21 protein-coding genes are annotated in these 25,754 nt (G+C 43.5%); 5 read left to right on the top strand and 16 right to left on the bottom strand.

The window, feature by feature from the left end:
* Positions 1–33: 33 nt before the first annotated feature.
* Genes crcB through JX580_RS11925 form a run of 4 tightly spaced genes read right to left on the bottom strand, consistent with a single transcriptional unit; the run spans position 34 to position 4,999 of the window.
* Positions 34–414, bottom strand: a complete 381-nt coding sequence (gene crcB, locus JX580_RS04935; RefSeq protein WP_248851690.1) for a fluoride efflux transporter CrcB — start codon at positions 412–414, stop codon at positions 34–36.
* A gap of 1 nt (position 415) precedes the next feature.
* Positions 416–1,750 carry a replication-associated recombination protein A gene (locus tag JX580_RS04930; RefSeq protein ID WP_248851689.1) on the bottom strand — a complete coding sequence of 445 codons (1,335 nt, stop codon included), beginning with the start codon at positions 1,748–1,750 and terminating at the stop codon, positions 416–418.
* Between the two features lie 5 nt (positions 1,751–1,755).
* Positions 1,756–2,370, bottom strand: a complete 615-nt coding sequence (locus JX580_RS04925) for a LolA family protein (RefSeq protein ID WP_248851688.1) — start codon at positions 2,368–2,370, stop codon at positions 1,756–1,758.
* Positions 2,371–2,380: 10 nt separating this feature from the next.
* Positions 2,381–4,999 carry a DNA translocase FtsK gene (locus JX580_RS11925; protein WP_283103606.1) on the bottom strand — a complete coding sequence of 873 codons (2,619 nt, stop codon included), beginning with the start codon at positions 4,997–4,999 and terminating at the stop codon, positions 2,381–2,383.
* 153 nt (positions 5,000–5,152) lie between these two features.
* Between JX580_RS11925 and trxB the strand changes: the two genes are divergently transcribed.
* The 3 genes from trxB (at position 5,153) to JX580_RS04900 (ending at position 9,566) form a co-directional block, all read left to right on the top strand.
* Positions 5,153–6,109, top strand: a complete 957-nt coding sequence (gene trxB, locus JX580_RS04910; RefSeq protein WP_248851687.1) for a thioredoxin-disulfide reductase — start codon at positions 5,153–5,155, stop codon at positions 6,107–6,109.
* 189 nt (positions 6,110–6,298) lie between these two features.
* On the top strand, positions 6,299–7,489 hold the full coding sequence (locus tag JX580_RS04905) for a sensor domain-containing phosphodiesterase (RefSeq protein ID WP_248851686.1): 1,191 nt from the start codon (positions 6,299–6,301) through the stop codon (positions 7,487–7,489).
* 67 nt (positions 7,490–7,556) lie between these two features.
* Positions 7,557–9,566 (top strand): cache domain-containing protein, encoded by a 2,010-nt coding sequence (locus JX580_RS04900; RefSeq protein WP_248851685.1) that lies wholly within the window; start codon positions 7,557–7,559, stop codon positions 9,564–9,566.
* Positions 9,567–9,576: 10 nt separating this feature from the next.
* Here JX580_RS04900 and acpS read toward each other — a convergent pair whose 3' ends face one another.
* From acpS to JX580_RS04855, 9 genes are all read right to left on the bottom strand, one after another.
* A complete protein-coding gene (gene acpS / locus JX580_RS04895; RefSeq protein ID WP_248851684.1) occupies positions 9,577–9,951 on the bottom strand; it encodes a holo-ACP synthase in 375 nt (124 codons plus the stop codon).
* A gap of 9 nt (positions 9,952–9,960) precedes the next feature.
* On the bottom strand, positions 9,961–10,710 hold the full coding sequence (gene pdxJ / locus JX580_RS04890) for a pyridoxine 5'-phosphate synthase (protein ID WP_248851683.1): 750 nt from the start codon (positions 10,708–10,710) through the stop codon (positions 9,961–9,963).
* A gap of 33 nt (positions 10,711–10,743) precedes the next feature.
* Complete coding sequence (gene recO / locus JX580_RS04885) at positions 10,744–11,460, bottom strand: DNA repair protein RecO (protein WP_248851682.1); 717 nt, start codon at positions 11,458–11,460, stop codon at positions 10,744–10,746.
* Positions 11,461–11,479: 19 nt separating this feature from the next.
* On the bottom strand, positions 11,480–12,433 hold the full coding sequence (era, locus tag JX580_RS04880; protein ID WP_248851681.1) for a GTPase Era: 954 nt from the start codon (positions 12,431–12,433) through the stop codon (positions 11,480–11,482).
* Entirely contained in the window at positions 12,430–13,125 is a 696-nt protein-coding gene (rnc, locus tag JX580_RS04875; RefSeq protein WP_248851680.1) for a ribonuclease III, read from the bottom strand. Before rnc ends, era begins: the two co-directional genes overlap by 4 nt.
* Positions 13,125–13,895 (bottom strand): signal peptidase I, encoded by a 771-nt coding sequence (gene lepB, locus JX580_RS04870; protein ID WP_248851679.1) that lies wholly within the window; start codon positions 13,893–13,895, stop codon positions 13,125–13,127. The genes rnc and lepB overlap by 1 nt, the downstream gene beginning before the upstream one ends.
* A complete protein-coding gene (gene lepA, locus JX580_RS04865; protein WP_248851678.1) occupies positions 13,892–15,703 on the bottom strand; it encodes a translation elongation factor 4 in 1,812 nt (603 codons plus the stop codon). The genes lepB and lepA overlap by 4 nt, the downstream gene beginning before the upstream one ends.
* Before the next feature lie 142 nt (positions 15,704–15,845).
* Positions 15,846–17,273 carry a DegQ family serine endoprotease gene (locus JX580_RS04860; RefSeq protein ID WP_248851677.1) on the bottom strand — a complete coding sequence of 476 codons (1,428 nt, stop codon included), beginning with the start codon at positions 17,271–17,273 and terminating at the stop codon, positions 15,846–15,848.
* The gene (locus tag JX580_RS04855; protein WP_248851676.1) at positions 17,270–17,710 is read right to left on the bottom strand and encodes a SoxR reducing system RseC family protein; all 441 of its coding nucleotides are present in this window, start codon (positions 17,708–17,710) and stop codon (positions 17,270–17,272) included. The genes JX580_RS04860 and JX580_RS04855 overlap by 4 nt, the downstream gene beginning before the upstream one ends.
* An 89-nt stretch (positions 17,711–17,799) precedes the next feature.
* Between JX580_RS04855 and nadB the strand changes: the two genes are divergently transcribed.
* Positions 17,800–19,392, top strand: a complete 1,593-nt coding sequence (gene nadB, locus JX580_RS04850) for an L-aspartate oxidase (RefSeq protein ID WP_248851675.1) — start codon at positions 17,800–17,802, stop codon at positions 19,390–19,392.
* Positions 19,393–19,402: 10 nt separating this feature from the next.
* The gene (locus JX580_RS04845; protein ID WP_248851674.1) at positions 19,403–20,473 is read left to right on the top strand and encodes a YgfZ/GcvT domain-containing protein; all 1,071 of its coding nucleotides are present in this window, start codon (positions 19,403–19,405) and stop codon (positions 20,471–20,473) included.
* Positions 20,474–20,483: 10 nt separating this feature from the next.
* Here the strand turns inward: JX580_RS04845 and JX580_RS04840 are convergent, their stop codons facing one another.
* From JX580_RS04840 to carB, 3 genes are all read right to left on the bottom strand, one after another.
* Positions 20,484–21,965 carry a 3'-5' exonuclease gene (locus JX580_RS04840; RefSeq protein WP_248851673.1) on the bottom strand — a complete coding sequence of 494 codons (1,482 nt, stop codon included), beginning with the start codon at positions 21,963–21,965 and terminating at the stop codon, positions 20,484–20,486.
* A gap of 23 nt (positions 21,966–21,988) precedes the next feature.
* Entirely contained in the window at positions 21,989–22,465 is a 477-nt protein-coding gene (gene greA, locus JX580_RS04835; protein WP_248851672.1) for a transcription elongation factor GreA, read from the bottom strand.
* 73 nt (positions 22,466–22,538) lie between these two features.
* Positions 22,539–25,754 (bottom strand): carbamoyl-phosphate synthase large subunit, encoded by a 3,216-nt coding sequence (carB, locus tag JX580_RS04830; RefSeq protein ID WP_248851671.1) that lies wholly within the window; start codon positions 25,752–25,754, stop codon positions 22,539–22,541.

The following is a 25,754-nucleotide window of genomic DNA, read 5'->3' as shown; positions in this document are numbered from 1 at the left end:
TCGCTTTTACTCTCTATTCAATTAATCTTTTAATTACTCAACTAAAAACTGTTTACCAACCCAAAGTCCAATGCCTACAGCAATTAAGCAAGCCATTACACTCACAAAAATATTTAATGCGGCTTTAGCCCATTCACCCGTTTGAATGAACTGTAGACTTTCATAAGAAAAGGTGGAAAAAGTGGTAAACGAACCCAAGAACCCAACGATAATCAAAGCTTTCCATTCAGGCGAAACCGCAAATTTATTAATCAATAAAATAGTCAACAAGCCCATGAAAAATGACCCAATAACATTAACCGCTAACGTGCCCCAAGCAAACTCTTTACCTAACCATAGGTAGGTTTGATGTGACAGTGCAAAGCGCGCGACCGCACCTAGAGCCCCACCGACAGCAATCGCTAACCAAAACATACTAGGAACGCCTCCTCTGTCTTGATCCTTGGTTCAACGTTTTTAAATGCGCCATTTTTGCAGCAATTTTAATTTCTAAGCCACGTTCAACCGGTTGATAATAATCTCGCTCTGGCATTGAATCAGGAAAATAGCATTCACCCGCCGCAAACGCCTCAGGCTCATCATGTGCATAACGATAACCCTTGCCATAATCCATGCCTTGCATCAGCTTGGTTGGCGCATTACGTAAATGTAACGGCACCTCATCCGAACCCTGCTGTTTAATGTCTTTAAGGGCGGCTTTATAAGCCATATAGACTGCATTCGATTTTGGCGCGACCGCTAAATAAACGGCAGCCTGCGCCAAGGCTAAATCCCCCTCTGGAGAACCAAGCCGTTCATAGGCTTGCGCTGCATTAATCGCGACATCTAGTGCGCGCGGGTCTGCATTCGCAATTTCTTCCGATGCCATACGAATCAATCTTCGTGCTAAATAACGTGGATCTACCCCGCCGTCCAACATACGCACCAACCAATAAAGCGCCGCATTCGGATCTGAGCCGCGCACCGATTTATGTAAGGCAGAAATTTGATCATAAAAGGCTTCGCCCCCCTTATCAAATCGCCGAAAACCGGCTTGCACAATTTCGCGACAATCGTCTAGTGTAATCACCAGAGTTTGTTCCCCTTCTGGGAGGGCTTGCTGTTGCGGCTGAGCAAAATCTGCGAGTTGTTCCATAAAGTTAATCAAACGTCGGGCATCACCATCAGCTGCCGCAATCAATAAATCCTGCGCAGCCGGTTCAAAGTGGACAGACGCACCCAAATCCTCGGCTAAAACCTTTAAGGCTCGCTCAACGACTTGAGCTAATTCATTTGGGCTTAAGGATTTTAAAACATACACCCTTGCGCGTGATAACAAAGCATTGTTTAACTCAAAAGACGGGTTTTCAGTGGTAGCACCAATAAACACAAAAGTGCCATCTTCGACATAGGGCAAAAACGCATCCTGCTGCGACTTGTTGAAACGATGCACTTCATCAACAAATAATAACGTACCTTGGTTAAATTGTTCACGCTGAATCTTAGCTTGATCAACCGCTTTACGCACCTCTTTAACCCCATCTAATACCGCAGATAAGCTAATAAACTGCAAATCCGACTGCTGAGCAATCAGTCTAGCTAGGGTCGTCTTACCTGTACCGGGTGGCCCCCAAAAAATCATCGAATGTAAATGCTTAGAGGCAAAGACTTTTGACAGCGCACGTTGCTCACCCAGCAAGTGGCTTTGCCCAACATAGTCAGACAAGCACTGAGGTCTTAAACGATCAGATAAGGGCTGATAAGCCATCATTTAAACTACATTTCACCAAATAGGTCAGCATTATTAGGGACTGAAAATCGAAAAGCTTGCGGCGATATAGGCTGGTTCACCTGAATATTTTCAAAACGGACTTTGGTAACATTATCAGCGCTTTGATACATCCAAACCTGTTGCATAACTCCATCTTTTATACCAATTTCAATACTTTGAAAAAAGGTATTCCCCCTTGGCCTAAGATTGTACCAAGTTAAGCCCGCTCGATTCCCAGCAGAAACAATACGATAAGCCTGTTCAATGGGTTCCTCAAACAATAGCCATGCTAAAGGAATATCATTCTGAATTTCTGCGACTGGGCGCACCGAAACCTGATTTAGTTCAACATCATGCACCCATAACCGAATACCATCAACTAATATATGCTGCTGTTCCGGACTTTGATAATCCCATCTCATCATGCCAGGTCGCATTAAATCAAACGTGCCTGTTGATCGCTCAATACGAAAAAAATATTCTTCTTCACGCTCTTGCACAAAATCAGCGGAAAAGGTTTTGAGTTGATTAACAAGCTGCTGCAGTGGATGAACTTCAGCAGCCACCAGGCCTGGTAATACTAGACCAACGAAGCTCAACGCATAGACTATTTTTTTCATTATGTTGTCCTTATTCAGACCGTGGAATTAAAACTTCGCGGTTGCCATTTGCTTGCATAGTAGAAACTACCCCAGCAGATTCCATCGCTTCGACAATTCGTGCCGCACGGTTATAACCAATTTTAAAACGGCGCTGAACAGATGAGATCGACACCCGACCACTTTGCACCACAAACTCAACCGCTTCATCATAAATAACATCTTGCTCAGCATCACTGGGATCAGCCGCTGCGCCACCCGCTGCCATCATCGACTCTGGATCACGAGTAATGGCTTCAAGGTATTGAGGGGCACCCTGCTGCTTGATAAAATCTACTACTCGATGCACTTCGTCATCCGACACAAAAGCACCGTGAACCCTAATAGGTGCTCCGCTTCCAGGCGGAAGATAGAGCATATCCCCCATACCCAATAATTGCTCAGCGCCCATTTGATCCAGAACCGTGCGCGAATCTATTTTTGACGAAACCTGAAACGAAATACGTGTTGGAATGTTTGCTTTAATCAAACCGGTAATAACATTAACCGAAGGACGTTGAGTAGCCAATATCAAATGAATACCAGACGCCCTTGCCTTTTGTGCCAAGCGTGCTATCAGTTCCTCAACTTTTTTGCCTACAACCATAATCATGTCTGCAAACTCGTCGATTACCACCACAATGTAAGGCAAGGGTTCAAGCGTTGGCGGAGCATCAGACATCTCAAAACTCATGGTTTGAGCTTGTTGATATAGAGGATCAGGAATTGGTTCGCCCTTATCAATCGCAGCCTGTACTTTTTCATTAAATCCGGCGATGTTTCTAACCCCCATTTTGGCCATTAGCATATAACGTCGATCCATTTCAAACACACACCAGCGCAAAGCGTTGGCAGCATCTGACATATCAGTAACTACCGGGGTCAATAAATGCGGAATATCCTCATAAATTGACAACTCCAACATTTTTGGGTCCACCATAATCAAGCGAACATCCTTAGCGGTACTTTTATACAACATACTTAAAATCATACTGTTAACACCAACGGATTTACCGGAACCGGTTGTTCCTGCAACCAGAACATGCGGCATCTTAGCTAAATTGGCTACCACCGGCTTACCGGATATATCCTTACCTAGGCCTAATGTTAAGGGCGCACTACTCTTTTGAAAAGCTTCTGATGACAAAACATCGCTAAAGCCAACAATTTCACGCTTAGCATTCGGGATTTCAATACCGACACAAGATTTACCAGGAATAACATCGACCACGCGCACCGCTTGCACGGCCAGTGCACGTGCTAGGTCTTTAGATAAATTAGAGATCTGGCTGACTTTAACACCAGCCGCAGGCATCAGTTCAAAACTAGTAACCACCGGACCCGGTAGCACCGCCTCAACCGTCACCGTGACACCAAATTCTTGCAAACGTGTCTCAAGCAGCAACGACATGGCTTGCAGCTCTTCTTCGGAATAAGCATCATCATAAACCGGCGATGGATCTAGCAAGGAGAGATCCGGCAGCTCCGGCTCCTTAACCTGATAACTGGCTGAATCAGCACGATACTTAGGCTCTATCGCCACCGCGCCTTGTTGAGCAAGCGTTGGTTGGCTAGGTTGTTGGACTGATTGAAAAGCCATAGTTTCATCTTGAACCAGATCATCTTTTACCGAAACCGGTTCAACTTCAAACTCCGGCAAGTTTGGATTAATGGCCCCAACCTTTTCCATCATAGGCGCCATAGGTTTGTGAACCTGAACAGGTTCTAAATGGTTAATGCTTTCTGCTTGAGCAGCAGACTTGTGGATAGTGGGGGTAACCACATGATTTGACTCGCTCCATTGGCGTGAACCTAGAGTCTGCCCTTGTGCTTGTAAGGGCTTTGATTTCTTTTGTTTTAGCTTGGCTTTTTCAGCTTGATATCTTACTATCCAGTTTTTAATTTTTTCGGCTAAGCTCAATCTATTCCAAATCTGACTTAAACTCAGTCCTCGCCAACGTTCCGTGGGTAATCTTTTGAGAATTTGATAAACCAACCACCAAGTGGCACGCCCGGTTACTTCACTGATAGTTAACCAGGATTGGCCGATCAACATATTCAAACCCACGGCAAAAAGAATTAAAAGTATCAGAGTCGTTGCCAATAGATCAAACAACCCAACCAACCACATACTCAACTCATAACCCAGCACTCCACCTGAGAAATACGGCAGTTCTACAAGCCAATTTTCAGGGTGCAAAAATAGATTGGCCATGCCAGAACCAGCTAGCACAATCAACATCAAACCACTCAGGCTTAATAAAAAACGACCCCAATCAAAGTCCGGATTGGCTCTAATTTTTAAAGTCACCCAACCTGCCATCAAAATTCCGAATGGCCAAGCAAAACCGAAAACACCAAAAAGATAGAGCAAAAAAGACGATAACCAAGCCCCGGTCGCTCCACCGTAGTTATGGTATTGCTCGGCATGACCGACCTTCTGAAAACCGGGGTCTTCAGGGTGAAAACTAAAAAGCACCACAAACAAGAAAATAGCAAGCCCGATACAACTTAATAGTGCCAGGTCTTTTAACAACCAATTCCAACGCACCCAGCGCTGGTGCTCATCATGGTTTAATGTTGAATTATCATCCGAATTAAATAAAGCCAAAATACTTCCTATTTGGTGCAAAATTAAGACAGGTAAAAAAGGTGGCTCGCTGTCTGGATAAAAAACTGCTAGAATTTTAACATAAATGGATGGTCAAGCAGATGTTCTCGCTGACATCAATAAAGAATAATTATCATAACTAAAGGAATGGCTATGGCAGATAAACATTGCAAACTACTAATTTTAGGCTCGGGTCCTGCTGGCTACACCGCTGCAGTCTACGCAGCCCGTGCAAACCTTAACCCTGTTATGATTACCGGTATGCAACAAGGTGGCCAACTAACTACCACCACTGAGGTTGATAACTGGCCGGGGGATGTTGAGGGGCTAACGGGTCCGGATCTGATGGTTCGTATGCAACAGCACGCAGAGCGTTTTGGAACCGAAATTATTTTTGATCATATTAACCAAGCTGATTTACAACAGCGTCCTTTCACTTTGAAAGGCGATAACGGTACCTATACTTGTGACGCGCTTATTATCGCAACCGGTGCTTCAGCTAAATATTTAGGATTGGATTCAGAAGAAGCGTTTAAAGGTAAAGGGGTTTCGGCTTGCGCTACTTGCGATGGCTTTTTCTATCGTAACCAAAAAGTTGCCGTCATTGGTGGTGGCAATACAGCCGTCGAGGAAGCCTTGTATCTTTCAAATATTGCCTCAGAAGTTACAGTCGTGCATCGTAGAGATAAATTTAAAAGCGAAAAAATCCTTTCTGACAAACTGCTTGCCAAGGCAAAAGACGGTAATATCAAGCTTGAACTGAACAGCACATTGGATGAAATCTTGGGAGATAAGACTGGCGTTACTGGAATGCGGGTTAAAAATCTGGAAACCGGTGAAACCAAGGCTATTGACTTATCTGGTGTATTTATTGCAATTGGTCACACGCCCAATACCGGGCTATTTGAAGGTCAATTGGAAATGGTTAATGGCTATATTAAGGTACAAAGCGGACTGCAAGGTAATGCGACAGCAACCAGTATAAAAGGCGTTTTCGCTGCGGGTGATGTTATGGATCAAGTCTATAAACAAGCCATTACTTCTTCAGGCGCGGGTTGTATGGCTGCCCTTGATGCAGAGCGTTATTTCGAAGAACAAGACTTAAACTAAGACCTAAGGAACCATGCTTTTGGTGCAATTTGCACCAAAAGCATAAACCATACCCCTTCCATACTTAACAATGACCACTCATCAAAATAACTTATATATAGATACAAGTTATTGATTGTTATTCTTTCTTTACTATTACCACAAGTCTTGCTAGAAACCCCTTAAATTTTTTTGAAGGGTTTAGTCTTTATGTTTCAAATTTATTCTCACTATCAACCTATTGTTAGCCTAGCTCACCGTCGTGTTGTCGGATATGAAGCCTTACTACGCGCCCAAAATCTTTCTGGTGAAATCTGTAGCCCACTTGATGCATTTGCAGCAGCCCAAACGCAAGGTTGCATAGAGAAATTTGATCGTGGCTGTCTTATTAACCATCTTAATAAATTTTCAAACCTACATACTGAAGATAAATGGCTGTTTGTTAATTTAAACAGTGCAACAGTCAATCCAACCAATCTACGATCGAAACTCGTTTTGCACCAATTAACAAAAAGAGGCTTCTCACCACACAACTTGGTATTAGAAATACTTGAAGATGCAGCCAAAAACACACAGCAACTTAAAGAATTCGTTGATTATTATCGTGAGCTCGGCTTTCTGATTGCGATTGATGATTTTGGTACCGGTCATTCAAATTTCGACCGTATCTGGGAACTTAAACCCAATATTGTTAAACTTGATCGCTCAATGCTGTTTAATGCTCGAAACAATAGTTCAAGGCAGCGTTGGTTAACCCGCTGTATTGCATTATTACGAGAAACCGGAGCGGTAATAACTTTAGAAGGTGTTGAAAATCAAGATGACGCTTTGTTAGCGCTCGACTCTGATGCTGACTTGGCTCAAGGCTATTTTTTTGCTAAACCTTCCGCTAAAGGAGAGCATGACCAGGCCTGGTTATTCAACGAACTTCATATGTTGCATCACCGCAGCTTATATGACCAGACTGAAAAACAACGAAGCCATACACACAAAAAACTCGCGCTTAAACATATGCTACTTGAGGCTTCAAAAGCAATTGCCCAAGGCATCGAATTTAAACTGGCAACCAATGAACTACTGCAACATCCCGCAGTTGAACGCATCTACCTACTAAATAGCGAAGGGATTCAAATCGTAGAAAGCTTAACCCCTGAACACTACACTCCTCACACCCCGAAAATCTATGCCCCGCTGAGTCGCAGTGATGGCGCACTTTGGGCTAGACGAGCTTATTTTCGCAACGCCATGGAGCATCCGGAACAGGTTCAAATCTCTACACCCTACATAGGGCTACCCAATGCCAACTTGAACATCACGTTTTCCAAAGCCATTTATCGAACCTTTTCTTCCGAAAAAAATGTTGTTTGCGTTGATATTGACGCTCAATTCTTAAATGAGTGATCGTCACTGATTAATTAAATGATGATAATATATTGGTCTTAAAATTGATTAATCAAAGTTCTAATCCATGCAAGCCAAAGAAAATACCAACTTAGAGTATTTGCATTATTTGCCAAAGGTTAAGCAATACCTTGAACAACTTGAAGAACAAAATACTTGGTGGACCACGGTTGCGATGGTTGGCAAGATAAACAGTGAAGCTTTTCATCCTCAACTTTTAACTTCGATTGTTGAAACTCAAAAAGAATTCCAACAACTGCGTGACATGATGATTGAATCACTCGTCAGTCGTTACCTAAATCAAGCGGAAAGTGATGTTAAAATTAAAACCCAGGCCAGCATTGATTTAATTATTCGTAATCTCTTTGAACGCACTGCGGATGTCGGCTTTTTAGCAACTGATGAAGATCTTATTGCCTTCATGGAGCAAGCAAACCCAAGCGCCGAGCAACAGCAGTTTATCAATCAACGCTTATCTGAATATGTCGCTAAATATAGCGTTTATGATGACATTGTGCTGGTCAAACCAAATGGTCAAATTGTTATTAAATTAAATGAAAACAATACCAGCCAACATTCTTCAGATCCAGTCATAGCCCAAGCCTTGAATGGCCAAGCGCCCTACCAAGAGTTTATGCGTGCTACCGACCTTTTCCCTCAAAATCCGCGCAGCCTAGTCTATGCAAAACGGATTGTATTAAAGCAAGGCGGTCAACACAAAAATCTCGGCGTACTCTGTTTAAGTTTCCGATTTAAACAAGAAATGGCATTGATCTTTAACAAACTCACCGCTCAATCTTCAGATATCCAACTTATGCTTTGCCAGCAATCAGGAGAAATTCTAGCGACCAATCACCCTGAACAAATAGCGATCGGGACACGTCTTGAGCAGCCGAAAGTGACTGACCAACCAATCAACCAGCATAACCAATTCAGTTTTTTCACCCATACCCAGGGTTATGAAGGTTATTTTGGGCTGCCCTGGTTAGCACACACCCGACTAAGCAATCAGGCCGCCTTTAAAGAAAAGGTTTTACGCGACAGCAATCCTTTTAACATTAAGCCTGACTCACCACTTTACCTTAAACAACTAGACCGAACGAATGTTAAAGTAAGCACGCTACTCTTGATTGTTATCCTCAATGGCAAAATATCATCACTGAAACAAAACGTCGAATATTTCTTACCAATTCTAGATAGATTTCAAGAGATTAGTCAAAACATTGCATCTATTTTCGAAGATTTTATTCAACATATACATCAAGTACTAGTTGAAACCGTTAAGGATAAGGTTAGTTTTAGTGCGCTACTTGCTGCCGACATCATGGACAGAAATCTTTATGAACGCGCAAACGATTGTCGTTGGTGGGCACTAAACTCGAATTTTCAAAAAATCTTAACCCAGTATCAACAAAACCAGCAGTTAACCGAAGAACAGCGCGCCTTGCTTGAGATGGATTTACAATACATTAATCAGCTTTATAGTGTTTACACTAATATTCTGATCTATAGCCCAGAAGGTGATATTCTAGCGGTTTCCAACCCTAGTCAATCTGAACTGGTTGGACAGAAGCTGACTCAAACGCAGGATGTTAAACGCTGTCTTGAACTTAAAGACACTCAACAATATGTAGTTTCAAAATTTGAAAAAACACCGCTCTACAACAACCGCCCAACCTATATCTACCACGCGGCGATCAAAGGATGGCAAAACCTGCAGAAAAACCTAGGCGGTATTGCGTTGGTGTTTGATAGTGAACCGCAATTTAAAGCTATGCTGAAAGACAGTGAACCCAGCTACCTTATTCAGGAAATTCAACAACAGTCATTTAGTATGATCGCACATCCTGACGGCACAATTATTACATCGACTAATCCTCAACTTGAACCAGGCCTGGTTATTCAGCTACCCAAAAGATTGATCGATTGTGCTCCTGCTGACAACGGAAGCTTGACCTGGAAGTTAAATAATAAAGACTATATAGTCGGCTACTTTGTGAGTGAAGGCTATCGTGAATACAAAAAAACGGACGGCTACAGCAACCCACTAATCAGTCTGACGTTTACACCGATTTAACTAGAAGATATTAACTTGCCACCACAAACGCAACGGCATAGTGTTTTTCATCAGATATAGAAAGATGCCACTCGCTAATAGCCAGAAAATCTGCACGAGCTAATGCCCCACCCGTCAGACTGATCAGAGGTTGACCCAGCGAAGAATGACTGATAGTCATATCGAGAAAGCCGACGCCTTGGGCAATGCCTGTACCCAAGGCTTTGCTAATCGCTTCTTTCGCCGCCCAACGCTTGGCTAAAAATCGTTCTGGCCGGATTTGATTTGAGAAGTGTTGTAATTCTGTGGACGACAATAAACGTTCGGCAAATCGCATACCCTGCTTATTCCACAAGGCATCAATCCGCTCGATTTCGACGATATCCGTACCCACCCCTTTTATCATTTTTAAAACTTAATCCATTAGATAAGCATTTTGGCGCGCTTCCACCATCAAACGCTTCATCTCAACAATCGCCGACGGCAAGCCAGAATAGACCGCTTGTGCCACAATGGCATGGCCAATATTGAGTTCTTCAATTACCTTAATCGCCGCAATCGGTTGCACATTGTGATAATGCAAACCGTGGCCCGCATTCACCACTAAGCCTAAGCTGTGGGCAAATTCAGCAGCCTGCTTAATCCGAGCTAACTCTGCTTGTACCTCAGCCGGCTTAGATAATTCGGCATAGGTACCGGTATGCAATTCAATCACTGGCGCACCGACCGCTTTTGCCGCCAGAATCTGGGTTTCATCCGGGTCAATAAACAACGACACGCGACAACCTGCTTTAGCCAAACGTGCACAAGCCTCGGTTAACCAAGCCTGCTGCCCGGCCACATCTAAACCGCCTTCTGTGGTCAGTTCTTCGCGTTTTTCCGGCACCAAACACACATCTTCCGGTTCAACATCACAGGCGATATTAATCATTTCTTCAGTAACCGCCATCTCCAAGTTAATCTTCGTTTGATAACACGCTTTGAGACGATACACATCTTCATCTTGAATATGACGGCGGTCTTCACGCAAATGTAACGTAATACTATCCGCCCCCGCCATTTCCGCATCTAACGCGGCCTTAATCGGATCAGGGTAACGAGTACCACGCGCTTGGCGCAAGGTGGCGACGTGATCAATATTTAAACCAAGAAAAATAGGATTCATTTTGTGATGGGTTCCTTGAAGTAAAACGAAAAGTTAGTTAAATAACGCGCGGGTTGCTATGGGCTTAACGCCTAAATGGGGTTGCAATACTCGGCGTAAAAATAGTTTCCACGCAGACAAACAGCCGACACAAAATTGTTGATTTGCGAGCTTTAGCAAACACGCGCCTGTAATGCTTTCGCTCAAATCAGCATCTGGCGCTATTCTATATAATCCGGTTTGCATCTGATAGCGATAAATCGCCGCTTCTTCAATTGATTGACCTTGTGCATCTTGGGTTAAATCCAAGCCATACCCCAACTCTGTCAACAAGGCTAATTCAAATTGGCGCAAATGCCAGGCCATTAATTCACGCTCATTCGACTGCGAAAGCGCAAACAAGGTTTGCTGATACTGAGTAAACAACTCATTTAATCCCAGGCCTGGTTGCAACAAACGATACAGCAATTCATTGAGATATAAACCACAAATATTCGCATCGGCTTTTAGACCATAGTTACTACCGTTAGGTTCAAGATTTTGCGGTTTGACCCAATCCGGCTGGGCATCCGTCCCCTCGCGCCAGTTTAGCAACAAGGGCTGGAACGGCTGCAACCAGGCCTGCTTTTGCCTCGCGGCTTTGGAAGTCGAGCGTACCCCGCGTAAACTGGCGCTAACCTTGCCAAGCTCCGGTGTAAACAAGCTTAATAACACGCTAGTTTCGCGATAAGGCCGACTGTGTAAAATAAACGCCGGCTGGTGTTTTAACATCGCCTCGCTTCACACCTAATTAATTATGTGATTCGGTATAACCCAAACTCGCAAGCGCACGTTCATCGTCAGACCAGTTTTCTTTTACTTTGACCCAAAGTTCTAAGTGCACACGATTTTCCAAAAGTGCAATCATGTCCTTACGTGCGTCGATGCCCATTTGTTTGATTTTTTCACCCTTGTCACCAATCACGATGCGTTTTTGACCTTCACGCTCTACCAAAATCAACGCATTAATTTCCCAACGACCGGTTTCAGGATCCTGCTCAAACTGTTCGATTTCAACGGTGGCACCATAGGGCACTTCATCACCCAATGAACGCATTAATTTTTCACGCACAATTTCAGCAATTAAAAACTTGGTTGAACGGTCAGTAATATAATCCTCTGGGAAAATCGGCGCTTGATTAGGCAATACCGCCAAAATTTCTTTTTGAATCAACTCCAAACCACTTTTTTTATGCGCCGACACTGGAATCAAGGTACTAAATTCAACCTTACCGGACAAGGACTGCAAAAACGGCAACAGGTCGGTTTTTTGTTTGAATTTATCCACCTTATTAACAATCAACACCACGGGCGCATCGGCATCTTTTAATTGATTCGCAACCGATTGATCTTCTTTGCTCCAGCGTCCAGCTTCGATCACAAACAAAATAACATCAACACCGGCAAACGCACTTTTTGCCGCACGATTCATATAGCGGTTAATTGATTTCTGTCCACCTAGGTGCATACCCGGCGTATCGACATACACAATTTGATGATCTTGCGCAGTATAAATACCGTGAATACGATGGCGGGTGGTTTGGGGTTTATGCGAAGTAATACTCAGCTTTTGCCCCAACAATTCATTCATCAATGTGGATTTGCCGACGTTAGGACGGCCAATCACCGCGGCAAAACCGGCTTTAAAATCGGTGGATTCCTCAACCAGGCCTGGTTGTTCTAAATCAATTTCTATAGGTTTCATAATTCATCCAACGCATCTAGGGCGTATTCGGCCGCTTTCTGCTCGGCTTTACGGCGAGAAGTATCGGTAGCTTCAAATTTTGTATTCAGTTTGGCCACATAACACGCAACCGTAAAGTTCTGCGCATGGGCTGCACCATTAACGCTGATAATGCTATATTCCGGCAAGGGCTGTTGTTCAGCTTGCAATACTTCTTGCAAACGTGTTTTAGGATCTTTGCCCACTTTCTTCGGATCCAGCGCATCTAAGCGACCGGCATAAATACGCTCAACAAACGCACGCGTTTGTTCCAGCCCACCGTCTTTATAAATCGCAGCGATAATCGCCTCGACCGCATCAGCAATAATCGAACTGCGTCGATAGCCGCCACTTTTCAATTCACCGGGGCCAAGGATAAGATATTGGCTAAGCTCATATTCACGCCCTATTTCAGCCAAGGTTTCGCCCTTCACCAAGTGAGCACGAATACGACTCAAATCCCCCTCAGGCAGTTTAGTAAACTGATGGAACAAAATATCAGCGATCATAAAGTTTACTAAACTGTCTCCCAAAAACTCCAGTCGTTCATTGTTTTTTGCATTTTGACTACGGTGGGTTAAAGCCAAGCTCAGCCAACTCAGCTCAGTAAACTGATAACCAAGTTTACGACTTAATTCCCGAAGCTTGGCTTCTCTTTCCACATCCAGTGACATCAGTTAATCCCCTTACCAATTCGATTAAACTGCACACCATTATCCCAATGCATCCAAATACCAAATGCACGGCCTTTTAAATGTTCATCAGGAACAAAGCCCCACATGCGGCTGTCTGCACTATGATCACGATTGTCACCTACCGCAAAATAATGGCCTTCGGGTACCACTACTTCGTACATCAGCTGACCTGCACGATTTGGGTCAATCAATATCTCGTGTTGGCTGCCACCAGGCAATAACTCTTGAAGCAAAGCCGCTCCAGTCATCACCGAACCTGATTCAGTTCCTATATAACGACCTATTGGCTTTTGCTCAACGAGTTCACCGTTAATAAATAATTTCTTATCGATATAACTCACAGTGTCACCTGGCAAACCAACAATACGCTTGATATAGTCAATCTTAGGATCTAAAGGATAACGAAATACCGCTACATCACCACGTTTAACCTCACCTAAAGGCAATATTTTTGTTTGTACGACAGGTAAACGAATTCCATAGGAAAACTTATTAACGACAATAAAATCTCCAATTTGCAAGGTTGGATACATCGAACCCGACGGAATACGAAAAGGCTCTATTACGAATGATCGAAGCACTAAAACAATTAAAAAAACAGGAAATAACGAGCGTGAATACTCGATAATTAAAGGCTCTTTCTCTGTCGTTGCTGATTCGGCTCTTTTTCGTCGCCATACCAGTTTATCGATAAAAACAATCACACCGGTAATGGCTGTGATTAACACCAATATTAATTCAAAACTCACTTATCCGACCCTCCGGTATTCAGCACCGCCATAAAAGCTTCCTGCGGTAATTCTACGCGTCCAATGGTTTTCATGCGTTTCTTACCCTCTTTTTGCTTCTCGAGTAATTTCTTTTTACGCGAAACGTCACCGCCATAACATTTCGCTAATACGTTTTTACGCATGGCTTTCACATTGGTACGTCCAATAATTTTGCCACCAATCGCTGCTTGAATGGCTACTTCAAACATTTGGCGTGGAATAATATCCTTTAGCTTTTCAATCATTTCCTTGCCACGCGGCACCGCCATTGAGCGATGGGTGATCACAGAAAGCGCATCAACAGGTTCACCGTTAATTAAAAAATCCACCTTCACCAAATCATCGGACTGGAAACGCTTAAACTCGTAATCCATCGACGCATAACCACGGCTAGTCGATTTTAAACGATCAAAGAAATCGAGTACCACTTCGTTTAACGGCATTTCAAAGCTTATCGAAATTTGATTACCGGCATAGGTCATGTTTTTCTGCACGCCGCGCTTATCGATGCAGAGCTTCATCACCGCACCAATATAATCTTGCGGTACCAGAATATTCGCTTGAATAATCGGCTCACGGATTTCAGCAATCGTACCCACATCCGGCAACTCAGACGGGTTATCAATTTTATAAACTTCGCCTTTTTTAGTTAAAAGTTCATATACCACCGTAGGCGCTGTACTAATTAAATCCAAGTTATATTCGCGCTCTAAACGCTCTTGAACAATTTCCATATGCAGCATACCCAAGAACCCACAACGGAAACCAAAACCTAAAGCCTCAGAGGTTTCAGGTTCAAAATGTAACGCAGCATCATTCAAACGAAGTTTACGCAAGGCTTCACGCAGGTTTTCATAATCTTCCGAACTAATTGGGAATAAACCTGCAAATACACGGGGTTGCGCCGGCTTAAATCCAGCTAAACGTTCTTTTGCCGGATTTTTAGCATCCGTCAAGGTATCCCCTACCGGTGCACCATCAATATCCTTAATACCGGCAATCACATAACCAACTTCACCGGCCGTTAAAAACTCTTGAGAAGTCCGTTTCGGTGTGAAAATGCCAACATCGGTTACCTCATGGTCATCCCCGGTTGACATAACACGCATTTTCATTTTTTTACCAATCTTGCCATCTAAAACCCGTACCAACGATACCACCCCCAGATAAGGGTCAAACCACGAATCAATAATCAAGGCTTTTAACGGTGCCTCAATATCACCCACCGGAGCCGGGACACGTGCCACAATCTGCTCAAGGGTTTCTTTAATGCCAATACCGGCCTTAGCGCTCGCATGTACCGCATCATGCGCTTCTATGCCAACAATTTCTTCAATTTCTTCAATGACCCGTTCAGGCTCTGCAGCAGGCAAATCAATTTTGTTTAATACCGGCAATACCTCTAAACCCTGCTCAATCGCAGTGTAACAATTGGCAACCGTTTGCGCTTCTACTCCCTGCGAAGCATCCACTACCAGCAGAGCGCCTTCGCAAGCTGCCAATGACCTAGAAACCTCGTACGAAAAATCTACGTGACCTGGCGTGTCAATAAAATTAAGTTGATATGTATTGCCATCATCTGCAGGATACATCAAGGTCACACTTTGCGCTTTAATAGTAATACCGCGCTCTTTTTCGATATCCATCGAATCCAACACCTGCTGTTCCATTTCGCGATCAGTTAGGCCGCCACATAGATGAATAAATCTATCTGCAATGGTGGATTTGCCATGATCAATATGGGCAATAATCGAAAAATTACGAATCAGCGCTAAGGGTTGTGACATGAAGACTCCAAACAACTCTAAAATCAAATAAAAAAGGGTGCGCTCGCACCCTTAAAAGTTTAATGCCAGAAATAAGCCAGACGTTAAACGAAGGTTATAAAAAATTAGCGTTATTTTACGCTAAATAATTTATCTTGACCAATTATTCCACAACCAAAGCAATGAAAACCGATCTACCATTCCTAACCAATCTAACTGGAAGTGATTGACCTGGCCGTGCTTTTTCGAGAACGGCATCAATATCTTCAACTTTTCTAATAGGTTGAAAATTAATACTCACCAGAATATCGCCTTGTATAATCCCATTTTTACGGCCTAACCCTTCATCAACTTTGCTAACACCAACGCCAAAAGGTAAATTGAAGCGCTGCAACTGCTCCCTTGTCAAAGTTTCAAGTTCAATATTTAAACGATTGCTACTTAATCTTTCAGGTTCTTCTGGTTTTTCTTCAGTTTTTGCTTGAGGTTCATGTTCACTTAGCGCGGCTAACATAGCAGTTAATACTCTACGCTCGCCTTGACGGAGCACCTCAATTTCAACCTCTTTTCCTAATGGGGTTATTCCAACAGCAGGCGGTAAATCCGCTGACTTTTCAATAACACGCCCATCAAACTTCAAAATAATATCCCCTGACTCAATGCCGGCTTTTTCAGCGGGTGTGTCGGGGTAGGCTTGTGCAACTAAAGCACCAACCGGCTTATCCATGTTAAATGAACGTGCTAGCTCAGCCGTCACTTCTTGAACCTGCACCCCTAAGAAACCGCGCTCAACCCTACCGGTTTGTCTTAGTTGATCAACCACATTCATTGCAATTTCAATTGGAATCGCAAAAGAAAGCCCCATAAATCCACCGCTACGAGTGTAAATCTGTGCATTAATACCAATGACCTCACCCTGTAAGTTAATTAAGGGTCCGCCTGAATTGCCAGGATTAATCGCCACATCAGTCTGAATAAAAGGTACATAGGTATCATCAGGTAAATTTCGCCCTTTGGCACTGACAATACCGGCTGTCACGGTATAGTCCAATCCAAACGGAGCACCAATTGCCAACACCCAAGATCCTACTTTAAGCTGTTCCGAATCACCAATCTTAACCCTTGGCAAATCACTTGCATCTACTTTCAGTAACGCAACATCCGTTCTGGGGTCGCTCCCTACCACTTCCGCTTTGTATTCTTGGCGATCACTTAAGCGAACAACCACTGTCTCAGCCCCTTCAATCACATGATGATTGGTTAAGATATAACCATCCTCACTGATAATAAAACCTGATCCAACCGACTGACTCCGTCGTTCAGGCTGTGGGCGACGCTCCTGCCGAGGATCAAATCCAAAAAAGTGACGTAAGAATTCATCAGGTATGCCACGAAATTGTGGGGGAATAGTCTCACGAGAAGCTCTCTCTGCGCGGGTCGTACTAATATTTACCACAGCTTGATGATTCTGCTCTACAAGTTGTGTAAAGTCTGGAAAACCGGTTGCAGGTGAGGCCAAGACTTTAGTCAAGCCCATAGAGGCAAATACTAGGCAGGCCCACACACCCAATGTAACGATTTTATTTTTCATAATTGACTCCTAATGACTTCTACAATTTTTGGCTGTTCAGGACGATGATTTAACCTGACCCAAAGCCAAGCACTCACTAATCCGATTAAAGAACCCAGTGCTATTTGCCAATCTTGAACCTCAGAAAACATAAAACTCACCATCAGCGCCCCTATAAATAATCCAATCAATGGAAAACCGTAAGCTAAAACGGCTTGTTTAATTAAACTCGTCCCGTTTAACTCCAAAATAACTCGGTCACCAGGCCTGGCTGCCAAGCTATTCGGTAATTTAAGTAAAGGTTGATGCCCTAAAGAAAAGAGTTTAGACAAGCTACCCGTGCCACAAGTTGACTGACCTTGACAGCCACCACAAGCCGTTTCACGTTGAGTTCTTACCCAAACAAAATTTTCATCTGAAGATTCTACCCAACCTTGCGCTTGTAAAGCTTCTGACACTTTGATTTCCACCTTTTATTCAAATTAAAATAAACACCTTAGCAATATGCTACTATTATTGCTTTTTTCAAGCATTGAACGGAGTTTTTGTGTCCTCAAGCCTTCACCAAACTCAGGTTTTGATTATTGGCAGTGGCATTGCTGGTTTATCTCTGGCTATTAAACTAGCCAAAAATTACCAGGTCACGGTATTAGCTAAAGCCAGCCTTGCCGAAAGTAGCAGTATCTATGCACAGGGAGGCATTGCAGCGGTTCTGGACCCGTTTGATTCTATTGAAGCCCACGTTAATGATACCCTTAATGCCGGTGCAGATCTATGCGAAACAGAGGCTGTCCGATTTGTTGCACAAAATGCACGCCAGGCGATTGATGAACTTATAACACTGGGGGTTCCATTCAGTGTTGCAACCGAGGACTCACCGCCCTTTCCTTTCCACTTAACTCAAGAAGGGGGCCACAGCCATCGGCGAATCATTCATGCAGCGGATCATACCGGTCGTTCAGTTCAATCTACCCTGCTTGATCGGGTAAAAGAGCATAAAAACATTACACTCTTGCCTAATCACATGACTGTTGACCTAATCAAAAGTCGTGAATCCAAACGCTGTATTGGTGCTTATGTACTGAATAAAACCACGCGCCAAGTCTTCCCAGTCCAAGCTAACTTCACAGTTTTAGCAAGTGGCGGTGCCAGTAAAGCTTACCTCTATACCAGTAACCCGGATACCTCAACTGGAGATGGCATCGCCATGGCTTGGCGAGCGGGATGTCGGGTAGGTAATATGGAATTTAATCAATTTCATCCAACTTGCTTATTCCACCCGCAAGATCGCTCGTTTTTGATCAGTGAAGCCGTTCGCGGTGAAGGCGGAATTTTAAAACTGCCCAATGGTGAAGCCTTTATGGCTCGTTATGATGCGCGGGCCGACCTTGCACCCCGTGATATCGTGGCACGAGCCATTGACCAAGAAATGAAAACCCATGGCATTGACTGTGTTTACCTTGATATAAGCCATAAAACCAAAGATTATTTAAAACAACATTTTCCAACGATTTATGCGCGCTGTAAAAAAGTGGGCATAGACATTAGCAAACAGCCAATTCCCGTGGTTCCTGCCGCCCATTACACCTGTGGTGGCATTGTCACCAACCTGAAGGGCGAAACTGATTTGCCTCAGCTTTACGCAATAGGTGAAACCGCTTATACAGGCTTACATGGAGCTAATCGCCTAGCGAGCAATTCGCTGCTCGAAGGCCTTGTTTTTGCCGAAGCCGCTCGCGAATCTATTGAATCTTCAGAAATCAGCCCTATTAATGAAACAATACGTGCTTGGGATACCAGTCGAGTCAGTGAAGCCCGAGAACGAATATTAGTTACGCATGATTGGGATGAACTCAGACGGGTGATGTGGGATTATGTAGGTATAGTTAGAACAGACAAACGATTAAACCGAGCCGCTCAACGCATTCGTAACCTTCAGAAAGAAATCAATGAGTTTTATCGGCAACATCGTTTGGATAGTGATCTACTTGAACTTAGAAATTTAGCCCTAGTGGCTTCATTGATGGTTGCCTCAGCACAAAAACGCAAAGAGAGCCGAGGATTGCATTACAACCTTGACCATCCTAAAACCAAACGGCGGGCAAAACCCACCCTCTTAAAACCTAAAAACTTTGAATAAGGGCAAACCTATGAACACCGAATGGCAGTCTTTTTTACAACAGCAACATGCAATACTTGACGAGCAAGGTGCAATTAAGCAGCTTGAATTTCCTGAACTAGAACGAATGTTAATTAAACATGGCCCAGTAATGACAAGCTTGGCTCATCATGCGCTAATCAAAGTTTGCGGTGAAGAGGCCGAAGCCTTTCTTCAGGGTCAACTCAGTAACGATATCAAGCAAGTGAGTGAAGAACATGCGCAATATTCAGCCTATTGTGACCCTAAAGGAAATGTGCTTGCACTCTTCCTTATTTTTATGGTTGATGGTGCCTATTATTTAAGTTTTGATGCCAGTCTGGCAGAAAGTATCCAAAAAAGATTACAAATGTTTGTCATGCGCTCCAAGGTAACACTAGAAGCGGTTTCAGATAGATTTATTCGTATAGGTTTTGCCGGTCAATTTGCTGATCTAGATGTCCAACGCCGACTTGACACCAAGCTTAAAAAAGAATTGGCTGTCACGCTATCAAAAGAACCAGGCCTAGAACAAACCGTCATTATAAAAGTGCCTGGCCCTTTCCACCGTTATGAAATTTTTGCACCTGTCGACCAAGCAATACAAACATGGAATAAACTGTGTTTAAATGGCGACATCACCAATGCTAATGACTGGCGTTTGTTAAATATTGCAACCGGACGTGCCGAAATTAACGCAGCCCTGTCCGGTAAGCACCTCGCGCAGAGTTATAACTTCGATAAAACCGATGTAATCAACTTCAAAAAAGGCTGCTATCCTGGTCAAGAGGTCATAGCGCGCACCCATTACCGAGGCAAGGCAGCAAAGCGAATGTTGCGCCTGCACTTGGATGATGTGCTTGAACTTAATCCCGCTGATAGTCTAGAGTTGATTGATAATAATGAAAAAACCTACAAGCTTGAAGTCGTCTTGTCCAATCCCGATATTTTCGAAGGCACGTTATGCTTAGCCATAGGCACCATTAAATCCTTAGACCTCGCTGAAGGTGATTTGAAATTGACTCAAACCGGTGGTCTGGCCAAAATTGAACCCCTTCCCTATCTATTGATTGATGAAGAATAAAGATAAGAGGTTAGTTCAGCCATTTTCTTAAGTTTTTAGGTAAGACCAACACGCGTTTAGCACGCGTGATCGCAACGTAGATCACATTTAAACTTTCTTTATAGGCCGGATGAGCATCATCCGGCCATTCAAAATCCGAAGCCAATACCACTTGATCAAACCCCAATCCCTTAGCCTTATGTACCGTGCTAATAAAAACCTGAGTAGTCGAAGTATTCTGAGCATTACTTGCCAACCTTTTGATTTTATTAAGCGTTTCTGCCTTATGGGTTTCAACGAATTTAACAATGGTTTTCCATTCCGCCTTATTAAGTTCTTCCGCAACTTCGCTAAATTCCTGCCAAGAGTTAAACAAACTTAACTCAGCAGATTTTGGCGCTTGACGATCCCCAAGGAATAAACCATAAGCCGATTCAATCAAACGCGTAATTTGCTCAAGCCCCCCATTTATGCAATAACTAATATTACGCTGAAGACAAAAGTCAGCAACTTCAAAAACTTTAGCATTCGTTCGACACATCACGGCATAAGGTTGATAAGGATCAAAGCCGCGGTTAATTGGCAAGTCTTGCGCCAAGCCCACAATCCTCCTGGTTTCATTCAACTTGCTTAATAACTTATTAGCCGTAGATGAAATATGTTCTCCAAATCGAAAAGAATGCGTTAAAGCATATTCATTTAATGCAACTCTCTCTAGAGTATTAACGGCATTACGCCATGCATAAATTTCTTGATGCTTATCACCCACAAAAACTTTCTGACAAACTTGCTGCAGTAAAATGGCTTGCAAAACTGGATTGGTGTCCTGGGCTTCATCTAACAAAATCACGTCATAGCTTAATTTTGGCTTACGCAACTGGAAGGCTTTTAGGTAGGCATCATGCGTCATACCGCATTCACAACTCGGATCAAGCATATTGTCAGCAAGCTGCTGAACAAAAGAGACTAACTGTTCAACAAACGATTGTTGTTCACTTGAAGATGCATTCACACACCATTGCATCACCACTTCAGGAATATGAGCCGCATCAACCCTAATTTCAGCAGAGTTAAGAAATTGATTAAGCGTTTCGCTAATAGCAATATTAACTTGAAATCTCGAGCGGCGAAACGGATGCCAATGTGCTGGCTTGTTCGAATAGCTTTCAAGATCTTGATAGGGTAAAAACGCGCCAGCACGTTTTAACTTCTGTTGATAGCGAGGTTCAGCTTGCATCATAAAACGATAAGCAAGACTGTGAGCCGTTCTACACTCCACCCAGTTAGGGAAGAGCTGACGAGCCTCATCGGCAATCGCCTTGTTAAAGGCTAAATAAAGAATACGTTTAAAGGTAAGATGCTCGGCTACCCCTTTTAAGGTAGTCGTTTTGCTGGCACCGGCAAAGGCCGGCACCTTAAAACTCTCGCCTGCCAATGCCGCCTTAATGATTAAACACTGCTCAGGCGTTGCCTGAAGATTTCCAATCTGGAAATGATTCTCTGCATCAGACATGTGAGATTGAGCCAACTTAGGCACTAAACGTAAAGCACCTCTAAAATCTCATAATCAATATCACCACTGGGTGCCTGAACAACAACCTCATCCCCTTCAACTTTACCAATTAACGCACGCGCAATAGGAGAGTTAATCGAGATTTTATTTTCTTTAACGTCCGCCTCTTCGTTACCCACAATTCGATAGCAAACTTCAGCATCCGTGTCGATATTCAGCAGTTTAACTGTGGCACCAAATACAATTTTTCCATGTGCTTGCAGCTGGGTGACATCAATAATTTGAACATTACCCAATACACCTTCAATGTATTTAATCCTTGCTTCATTCATACCTTGCTGCTCTCGCGCTGCATGGTATTCAGCATTTTCTTTTAGATCACCATGCTCACGTGCATCGGCAATCGCTTGGGTGATTCGGGGACGCTCTTCTTTCTTTAGCCGATTTAACTCGGCTTGCAGCCTATCAGCCCCTTCTTTGGTCATAGGATGTTTTTGCATTTTTTCTCTCTCCTAAAAAACAAAAGAAGCCGGTACAAGCGCACCGACTTCTTCAGTCAAACAAATGAAAATATTAATATAAATCTTGTAAGCGCTGAACCGGTTGAACGTCCAAATAGTCCATTGCCGCCACCGTCGCAAATGCACCCGCCATCGTTGTGGTATAGCAAATCTTGTGCATTAAAGCTTCACGACGAATTCCTGAAGAATCCTTAATACTTACCGAGCCATCAGAAGTATTGACAATTAAATCAATCTCTTCGTTCTTAATTGCATCAACAATATTTGGCCTACCTTCAGCGACCTTATTAATCAATTCGCACTCAATCCCTGCTTCAGCCAAAGAAGCTGCTGTTCCACGCGTTGCGACGATATTAAATCCTTTCTCTTGCAAGCGCTTAGCTAAATCAATCACCTTAACACGATCAGCTTTACGCACACTTAAAAAAGCCTTACCTTGACTTGGTAAAATAGTACTGGCGGCCAATTGTGCATTCGCATAGGCCTGGGCAAAATTAACCCCAACCCCCATGACCTCACCGGTTGATTTCATTTCTGGCCCTAAAATAGGATCAACCCCCAAGAATTTAATAAATGGAAATACCGCTTCTTTGACAGAATAGTGTTTAGGTTTAACTTCCTTTTCAAAGCCCTGTTGCTTTAAACTTTGACCTACCATACAGCGCGCAGCTATCTTAGCTAAAGGGTCCCCAATCGCTTTCGAAACAAAAGGCACCGTTCTTGATGCACGAGGATTGACCTCTAGAACATAAATATCCTCGCCTTTAACGGCAAATTGGGTATTCATTAAACCAATTACATTCAGCGCTTTAGCCATTTTATAGACCTGTTCGCGAATTTCGTTTTGAATTTTTTCCGAAATACTGTAAGGAGGCAACGAACACGCAGAGTCACCTGAGTGAATACCCGCCTGTTCAATATGCTCCATCAACCCACCGATGACTACCACTTCACCGTCGCAAATCGCATCAACGTCTAGTTCAACCGCATCGTCTAAGAATCTGTCTAATAAGACAGGCGAATCATTTGAAACCTTCACCGCAGTCTTCATATAACGAATCAAGTCTTCTTCACCATAAACGATTTCCATTGCTCGCCCACCTAATACATAAGAAGGACGAACGACTAACGGATAACCGATTTCTTTTGCAAGCGTAATCGCTTCTTCTTCTCGGCGCGCGGTTCTATTAGGTGGTTGACGTAACTCAAGCTTATTTAAAAGCTGTTGAAAACGTTCACGATCCTCAGCCAAGTCAATCGAATCCGGTGAAGTACCAATAATGGGTACGCCAGCCGCTTCTAGATCGCGAGCCAATTTTAACGGCGTCTGCCCACCATACTGAACAATCACACCCTTCGGCTTCTCAACTGCAACAATTTCAAGTACATCTTCAAGCGTTAATGGCTCGAAATAGAGACGATCTGAGGTATCATAATCGGTTGAAACCGTTTCAGGATTACAATTCACCATAATGGTTTCATAACCATCTTCACTAAGCGCCATCGCAGCATGTACACAACAATAATCGAACTCAATACCCTGACCGATACGGTTTGGCCCACCGCCTAAAACCATAATTTTATCGCGACCAGTTGGATTCGCTTCACACTCCTCTTCATAGGTCGAATACATGTAGGCCGTTGAGGTTGCAAACTCTGCAGCGCAAGTATCAACCCGCTTGTAAACAGGACGAATACCCAATGTGTGACGGTATTTGCGCACCAGCGCGCTATCGGTCTTTAATAGGCTGGCAATACGGTTGTCTGAAAAACCTTTGCGTTTTAACTGGCGCAAAAAGCCTTCTTCAAGCGCATCCAAACCCTTGGCAACAACTTGAGATTCAAGGGCTACAATCTCTTCAATTTGTGCTAAGAACCAAGGGTCAATTTTGCTAACTTCAAAAACCTGCTCAATCGTCCAACCAGATCGGAATGCATCGGCAACATACCAAATGCGATCAGGGCCTGGATCGCGCAATTCACGGCGCAAAATATCACGCACATCCTTTTCATCTGTTGAGGCTAAGTCGATCATCTCATCAAAGCCATTCATCCCTGTTTCAAGACCACGCAACGCTTTCTGAATCGATTCTTGGAAGTTTCTGCCCATCGCCATAACTTCGCCCACCGATTTCATCTGAGTCGATAATCGAGCCTTAGCCTGTGGAAACTTCTCAAAAGTGAAGCGCGGAACTTTGGTCACGACATAATCTATCGAAGGTTCGAAAGAAGCTGGCGTAGCTCCATTCGTGATGTCATTTTTTAATTCATCAAGCGTGTAACCCACGGCCAACTTTGCCGCTACTTTTGCAATCGGAAAACCTGTTGCTTTAGATGCCAAAGCTGAAGAACGCGACACGCGAGGATTCATTTCAATAACAATCATACGACCATTTTCAGGGTTTACCGCAAACTGAACGTTTGAACCGCCGGTTTCCACCCCTATCTCACGTAAAACCGCAATTGAAGCATTTCGCATGATTTGGTATTCTTTATCGGTTAAGGTTTGCGCAGGAGCAACGGTTATCGAATCACCGGTATGCACACCCATAGGATCGAAGTTTTCAATCGAACAGACAATAATACAATTATCCTTACGATCACGAATTACTTCCATCTCAAACTCTTTCCAACCCAAGATAGATTCTTCGATCAAAAGTTCTTTGGTTGGCGACAGGTCTAAACCAAACTTACAAATTTGTTCAAACTCTTCTTTGTTATAAGCAATCCCACCCCCTGAACCACCGAGGGTAAACGACGGGCGTATTACCGTTGGAAAACCGACTTCAGCTTGTATTGCCCAAGCCTCTTCTAAGTTATGCGCTACTTCCGAACGCGGCATATCCAAACCAATTTTAGTCATCGCATGACGAAAACGATCACGGTTTTCAGCCTTATCAATTGCATCCTCACTGGCGCCAATAAGAGTACAGTTAAACTTTTCCAAAACGCCATTGTGCGCTAAGTCTAAAGCGCAGTTTAAAGCAGTTTGTCCACCCATCGTTGGCAAAATGGCATCCGGACGTTCTTTCTCAATAATGCGCTCAACAACCTGCCAAGTAATCGGTTCAATGTAGGTCGCGTCAGCCAAATCTGGATCGGTCATAATCGTCGCCGGATTAGAGTTAACTAAAACGACACGATACCCTTCTTCTTTTAGCGCTTTACACGCTTGTGCTCCAGAATAGTCAAACTCGCAGGCCTGGCCAATAATAATTGGGCCGGCGCCGATAATAAGAATACTTTGTATGTCTGTTCTTTTTGGCAT

This window comes from Thiomicrospira microaerophila, from assembly GCF_023278225.1.
Taxonomy (GTDB): domain Bacteria; phylum Pseudomonadota; class Gammaproteobacteria; order Thiomicrospirales; family Thiomicrospiraceae; genus Thiomicrospira; species Thiomicrospira microaerophila_A.
Note: the sequence above shows the minus strand (reverse complement) of the source record. Positions and strands in the feature narration are given on the sequence as shown.

Bases quoted from the DNA above. Each gene is read 5' to 3' on its own strand.
- crcB (WP_248851690.1), bottom strand. From the start codon at position 414: ATGTTTTGGTTAGCGATTGCTGTCGGTGGGGCTCTAGGTGCGGTCGCG.
- JX580_RS04930 (WP_248851689.1), bottom strand. From the start codon at position 1,750: ATGATGGCTTATCAGCCCTTATCTGATCGTTTAAGACCTCAGTGCTTG.
- JX580_RS04925 (WP_248851688.1), bottom strand. From the start codon at position 2,370: ATGAAAAAAATAGTCTATGCGTTGAGCTTCGTTGGTCTAGTATTACCA.
- trxB (WP_248851687.1), top strand. From the start codon at position 5,153: ATGGCAGATAAACATTGCAAACTACTAATTTTAGGCTCGGGTCCTGCT.
- JX580_RS04905 (WP_248851686.1), top strand. From the start codon at position 6,299: ATGTTTCAAATTTATTCTCACTATCAACCTATTGTTAGCCTAGCTCAC.
- JX580_RS04900 (WP_248851685.1), top strand. From the start codon at position 7,557: ATGCAAGCCAAAGAAAATACCAACTTAGAGTATTTGCATTATTTGCCA.
- acpS (WP_248851684.1), bottom strand. From the start codon at position 9,951: ATGATAAAAGGGGTGGGTACGGATATCGTCGAAATCGAGCGGATTGAT.
- pdxJ (WP_248851683.1), bottom strand. From the start codon at position 10,710: ATGAATCCTATTTTTCTTGGTTTAAATATTGATCACGTCGCCACCTTG.
- recO (WP_248851682.1), bottom strand. From the start codon at position 11,460: ATGTTAAAACACCAGCCGGCGTTTATTTTACACAGTCGGCCTTATCGC.
- era (WP_248851681.1), bottom strand. From the start codon at position 12,433: ATGAAACCTATAGAAATTGATTTAGAACAACCAGGCCTGGTTGAGGAA.
- rnc (WP_248851680.1), bottom strand. From the start codon at position 13,125: ATGTCACTGGATGTGGAAAGAGAAGCCAAGCTTCGGGAATTAAGTCGT.
- lepA (WP_248851678.1), bottom strand. From the start codon at position 15,703: ATGTCACAACCCTTAGCGCTGATTCGTAATTTTTCGATTATTGCCCAT.
- JX580_RS04860 (WP_248851677.1), bottom strand. From the start codon at position 17,273: ATGAAAAATAAAATCGTTACATTGGGTGTGTGGGCCTGCCTAGTATTT.
- JX580_RS04845 (WP_248851674.1), top strand. From the start codon at position 19,403: ATGAACACCGAATGGCAGTCTTTTTTACAACAGCAACATGCAATACTT.
- JX580_RS04840 (WP_248851673.1), bottom strand. From the start codon at position 21,965: ATGTCTGATGCAGAGAATCATTTCCAGATTGGAAATCTTCAGGCAACG.
- greA (WP_248851672.1), bottom strand. From the start codon at position 22,465: ATGCAAAAACATCCTATGACCAAAGAAGGGGCTGATAGGCTGCAAGCC.
- carB (WP_248851671.1), bottom strand. From the start codon at position 25,754: ATGCCAAAAAGAACAGACATACAAAGTATTCTTATTATCGGCGCCGGC.